Genomic DNA, 6,000 nt, shown 5'->3' on the forward strand with positions numbered 1-6,000 from the left:
GGGTGGGGTGGGCAGCGCCGGTGGGCGCACCGGCGTGGGAGGGGCTACGTCACCGGGGACTTGGTGCGGAGCACCTTGAGGAACTCGCGCATCCAGGTGGGGTGGTCCGGCCAGGCGCGGGAGGAGACGAGGGCGCCGTCGACGACGGCTTCCGTGTCCTGGAAGGTGGCGCCGGCGGCCTGCATGTCGAGCTCCAGGGCCGGGTAGGCCGTCACGTGGCGGCCGTCCAGGGCGCCGACCGCGGCGGTCAGGAGCGGGCCGTGGCAGATCTGGGCGACCGGCTTGTCGGCGTCGAAGAAGGACTTGAGGATCTTGCGGAGCTCCGGGTCGTTGCGGAGGTACTCGGGCGCCCGGCCGCCCGGGATGACCACGGCGGCGTACTGGCTGGGCTCGACCTCCGAGAACGCCAGGTCGGCCGGCCAGGTGTAGCCGGGCTTCTCGGTGTACGTGTCGTAGCCCGGCTCGAAGTCGTGGACGACGAACCGGAGCCGCTTGCGGGCCGGGGCGGCGATGTGGACCTCGTACCCCTCCTCGCGCAGTCGCTGGTACGGGTACAAGACCTCCAGGGATTCCGCCGCGTCGCCGGTGACGATCAGGATCTTCACGGTCATCACTGCCTGCCTCTGTCGGGGGGCGCGTGTCGCTGTCCAGAGTGTCAAACTTCCGGGCCGGGTTTTGTACACATACGGCTCATGACGGGCCGGGGGTCAGGAGCGATAGCCTGGACCCGTGATCAGCGCGATACGCCATGGGGGCAGCGAAGCCCCCGGCCAGCGCCCGGAGTGCCACCGTGCCCGGGCGATCGCTGACCCATCCCATCCGGCCCGGTCGCCAAAATTGGCCAATAACGGCCCGGACATCTCTCATCGCGGCATAACGTCGCCTCAGACCGGATACCCCGCGTCGTGGCGTTGTGTCACTTCTTTCACCTACGTCACGCAACGGCGCGCGACAGGAGCCAGAGGACATGCAGACCAAGCTGGACGAAGCCAAGGCCGAGCTGCTCGAACGGGCCGCCCGGGTAGCTGAGAACAGCCCGGTCGGGGGGCAACTCCAGACTGGGGCCGAGAACGGGGAACGTCCGGACCAGGACATCGTTCTCGAATACCTCCAGCGCTACTACCTGCACACCGCCCCCGAGGACCTCACGGACCGCGACCCGGTCGACGTCTTCGGCGCGGCCCTTTCGCACTACCGGCTGGCCGAGAACCGCCCCCAGGGCACGGCCAACGTCCGCGTGCACACGCCGACCGTCGAGGAGAACGGCTGGACCTGCAGCCACTCCGTCGTCGAGGTCGTGACGGACGACATGCCGTTCCTCGTGGACTCCGTCACCAACGAGCTGTCCCGGCAGGGCCGCGGCATCCACGTCGTCATCCACCCGCAGGTGGTCGTCCGCCGTGACGTGACCGGCAAGCTCATCGAGGTGCTCCCCGCCGGCGGCGACGGCAAGGAACGGCACGACGCCCTCACCGAGTCGTGGATCCACGTCGAGATCGACCGCGAGACCGACCGGGCCGACCTCAAGCAGATCACCGCCGACCTGCTGCGCGTCCTGTCCGACGTCCGCGAGACGGTCGAGGACTGGGAGAAGATGCGCGACGCCGCGCTGCGCATCTCCGAGGACCTCCCCCGCGAGCCCATCCCCGGCGACCTCCGCGAGTCGGAGGTCGAGGAGGCCCGCGAGCTGCTGCGCTGGCTCGCCGACGACCACTTCACCTTCCTCGGCTACCGCGAGTACGAGCTGACCAGCGACGACGCGCTGTCCGCCGTGCCCGGCACCGGTCTTGGCATCCTCCGCTCCGACCCGCACCACAGCAAGGACGAGGCGCACCCCGTCTCGCCCTCCTTCAACCGGCTGCCGCGCGACGCCCGCGCCAAGGCCCGCGAGCACAAGCTGCTCATCCTCACCAAGGCCAACAGCCGCGCCACCGTGCACCGGCCGTCCTACCTCGACTACGTCGGGGTGAAGAAGTTCGACAAGGACGGGAACGTCGTCGGTGAGCGGCGCTTCCTGGGCCTGTTCTCGTCGGCCGCGTACACCGAGTCCGTGCGCCGCGTGCCGGTCATCCGCCGCAAGGTCGCCGAGGTCCTCGACCAGGCGGGCTTCTCGCCCAACAGCCACGACGGCCGCGACCTGCTCCAGATCCTGGAGACGTACCCGCGCGACGAGCTGTTCCAGACGCCGGTCGACCAGCTCAAGTCGATCGCGACGAGCGTGCTGTACCTCCAGGAGCGCCGCAAGCTGCGGCTCTACCTCCGCCAGGACGAGTACGGGCGCTACTACTCCGCGCTCGTGTACCTGCCGCGCGACCGCTTCAACACCACCGTCCGGCTGCGGATCATCGACATCCTGAAGGAGGAGCTCGGCGGCACCAGCGTCGACTTCACCGCCTGGAACACCGAGTCGATCCTCTCCCGGCTGCACTTCGTCGTCCGCGTCCCGCAGGGCACCGAGCTGACCCCGCTCACCGACGCCGACACCGAGCGCATCGAGGCCCGGCTCGTCGAGGCCGCCCGCTCCTGGGAGGACGGCTTCGCCGAGGCGCTCAACGCCGAGATGGGCGAGGAGCGCGCCGCCGAGCTGCTGCGCCGGTACGGCAACTCCTTCCCCGAGGGGTACAAGGCCGACCACACGCCGCGTGCCGCCGTCGCCGACCTGGCCCACCTGGAGCAGTTGGTCCGGGGCGAGAAGGACTTCGCGCTCTCCCTGTACGAGCCGGTCGGCGCGGGCCCCGGCGAGCGCCGTTTCAAGATCTACAAGACGGGCGACCAGATCTCCCTCTCCGCCGTCCTGCCGGTCCTCAACCGGCTCGGCGTCGAGGTCGTCGACGAGCGCCCGTACGAACTGCGTTGCGCCGACCGCACCCAGGCGTGGATCTACGACTTCGGGCTGCGCATGCCGCACGGCTCGGCGGGCGGCGACTACCTGGCCGACGACGCGCGTGAGCGCTTCCAGGAGGCGTTCGCCGCGACCTGGACCGGCCGCGCCGAGAACGACGGGTTCAACGCGCTCGTGCTGAGCGCGGGCCTGGGCTGGCGCCAGGCGATGGTGCTGCGCGCGTACGCCAAGTACATGCGCCAGGCAGGCTCGACGTTCAGCCAGGACTACATGGAGGACACCCTCCGGCACAACGTCCACACCACCCGGCTGCTGGTCTCCCTCTTCGAGGCGCGGATGTCGCCGGAGCGCCAGCGGGCCGGCACCGAGCTGATCGACGGGCTGCTGGAGGAGCTGGACGGCGCGCTGGACCAGGTCGCCTCGCTCGACGAGGACCGCATCCTCCGCTCCTTCCTCACCGTCATCAAGGCCACGCTGCGCACCAACTTCTTCCAGAAGAAGGGCGACGGGCAGCCGCACGACTACGTGTCGATGAAGTTCGACCCGCAGGCCATCCCCGACCTGCCGGCGCCCCGCCCGGCGTTCGAGATCTGGGTGTACTCGCCGCGTGTCGAGGGCGTCCACCTCCGCTTCGGCAAGGTCGCCCGAGGCGGCTTGCGCTGGTCGGACCGGCGCGAGGACTTCCGTACCGAGATCCTCGGCCTGGTCAAGGCGCAGATGGTCAAGAACACCGTCATCGTGCCGGTCGGCGCCAAGGGCGGGTTCGTCGCCAAGCAGCTCCCCGACCCGGCGCTCGACCGTGACGCCTGGCTCGCCGAGGGCATCGCCAGCTACAGGACGTTCATCTCGGCGCTGCTCGACATCACCGACAACATGGTCGCGGGCGAGGTCGTGCCGCCGGCCGACGTCGTCCGGCACGACGAGGACGACACCTACCTCGTCGTCGCCGCCGACAAGGGCACGGCGACGTTCTCCGACATCGCCAACGAGGTCGCGGTCGCGTACGGCTTCTGGCTGGGTGACGCGTTCGCGTCCGGCGGCTCGGCCGGTTACGACCACAAGGGCATGGGCATCACCGCCCGTGGCGCGTGGGAGTCGGTCAAGCGGCACTTCCGGGAGCTGGGCCACGACACCCAGACCCAGGACTTCACGGTCGTCGGCGTCGGCGACATGTCGGGCGACGTGTTCGGCAACGGCATGCTGCTCAGCGAGCACATCCGGCTGGTCGCCGCCTTCGACCACCGGCACATCTTCATCGACCCGAACCCGGACGCGGCCGTCTCGTACGCCGAGCGGCGCCGCCTGTTCGAGCTGCCGCGCAGCTCCTGGGCCGACTACAACAAGGAGCTGCTGTCCCAGGGCGGCGGCATCCACCCGCGCACGGCCAAGTCGATCCCGGTCAACGCGCACATGCGCGCGGCCCTCGGCATCGAGGGGACGGTCACCAAGCTGACCCCCGCCGAGCTGATGCAGGCGATCCTCAAGGCGCCGGTGGACCTGCTGTGGAACGGCGGCATCGGTACGTACGTCAAGGCCACCACCGAGTCGCACGCCGACGTCGGCGACAAGGCCAACGACGCCATCCGCGTCAACGGCGAGGACCTGCGGGTCAAGGTCGTCGGCGAGGGCGGCAACCTGGGTCTGACCCAACTCGGCCGGATCGAGTTCGCCCGGAAGGGTGGTCCCGAGGGCGAGGGCGGCAGGGTCAACACCGACGCCATCGACAACAGCGCGGGCGTGGACACCTCCGACCACGAGGTGAACATCAAGATCCTGCTCAACGGGCTTGTCGCGGACGGCGACATGACCGTCAAGCAGCGCAACAAGATCCTCGCCGAGATGACCGACGAGGTCGGCGCGCTGGTGCTGCGCAACAACTACGCGCAGAACGTGGCCCTCGCCAACGCCGTCAAGCAGTCCCCGTCGCTCCTCCACGCCCACCAGCGCTTCATGCGCCGCCTGGGCCGTGAGGGCCGGCTGGACCGGGCGCTGGAGTTCCTGCCCAACGACCGCCAGATCCGCGAGCTGCTCAACGCGGGCAAGGGCCTCAGCCAGCCGGAGCTGGCCGTCCTCCTCGCGTACACCAAGATCACGGTGGCGGACGAGCTGATCCACACGGACCTGCCGGACGACCCGTACCTGCGCGAGCTGCTCCACGCGTACTTCCCGACGCAACTGCGCGAGGAGTTCGCCGAGCAGATCGACGCCCACGCGCTGCGCCGCGAGATCATCACGACGGTGCTGGTCAACGACACCGTCAACACCGGTGGCTCGACCTTCCTGCACCGGCTGCGGGAGGAGACCGGCGCGTCGGTCGAGGAGATCGTCCGGGCCCAGACCGCCGCGCGGGCCATCTTCGGGCTGAGCGAGGTGTGGGACGCCGTCGAGGCGCTCGACAACAAGGTCGCGGCCGACGTCCAGACCCGTATCCGGCTGCACTCGCGGCGCCTGGTCGAGCGCGGTACGCGCTGGCTGCTGGGCAACCGGCCGCAGCCGGTGCAGCTCGCCGAGACCGTCGAGTTCTTCGCCGAGCGCGTGGAGCAGGTGTGGGCGAAGTTGCCGCAGATGCTGCGCGGCGCGGACCTGGAGTGGTACGAGTCGATCGTGGCCGAGCTCACCGGGGCGGGCGTCCCGGACGAGCTGGCGCTGCGGGTGGCCGGCTTCTCCTCCGCCTTCCCGACGCTCGACATCGTCGCGATCGCCGACCGGACGGGCAAGGACCCGATGGCGGTCGCCGAGGTCTACTACGACCTGGCCGACCGGCTCTCGATCACCCAGCTCATGGACCGGATCATCGAGCTGCCGCGCGCCGACCGCTGGCAGTCGATGGCCCGTGCCTCCATCCGCGAGGACCTGTACGCCGCGCACGCCGCGCTCACCGCCGACGTGCTGTCGGCCGGCAATGGCACCTCCACGCCCGAGGAGCGGTTCAAGGCCTGGGAGCAGAAGAACGCCGCGATCCTCGGCCGGGCGCGCACGACGCTGGAGGAGATCCAGGGCTCGGACGCGTTCGACCTGGCGAACCTGTCGGTCGCCATGCGGACGATGCGGACGCTGCTGCGTACGCATAGCTGACGGCCTCGCGCGGGGGGGGGGGGGGGGGGGGGGGAAGGGGGGGGCGACCCTATCCCCCTCACCACCCACACACGCAAGTTACC

The 6,000-nt window shown here is 70.0% G+C and carries 2 protein-coding genes; one reads left to right on the forward strand and one right to left on the reverse strand.

The features are described from left to right. Positions 1 to 44 precede the first annotated feature (44 nt). Positions 45 to 611: a DJ-1/PfpI family protein gene (locus ACZ46W_RS35190; protein WP_468346465.1), complete on the reverse strand. Its 567-nt coding sequence runs from the start codon at positions 609 to 611 to the stop codon at positions 45 to 47. Between the two features lie 356 nt (positions 612 to 967). Between ACZ46W_RS35190 and ACZ46W_RS35195 the strand changes: the two genes are divergently transcribed. Then, complete coding sequence (locus tag ACZ46W_RS35195) at positions 968 to 5,917, forward strand: NAD-glutamate dehydrogenase (RefSeq protein ID WP_468346467.1); 4,950 nt, start codon at positions 968 to 970, stop codon at positions 5,915 to 5,917. Positions 5,918 to 6,000 lie beyond the last annotated feature (83 nt).

The organism is Streptomyces sp. NPDC031064, from assembly GCF_055570965.1.

What these genes read in the sequence shown, in the direction of transcription:
- ACZ46W_RS35190 (WP_468346465.1), bottom strand. Translation starts at nt 611, where the DNA reads ATGACCGTGAAGATCCTGATCGTCACCGGCGACGCGGCGGAATCCCTG.
- ACZ46W_RS35195 (WP_468346467.1), top strand. Translation starts at nt 968, where the DNA reads ATGCAGACCAAGCTGGACGAAGCCAAGGCCGAGCTGCTCGAACGGGCC.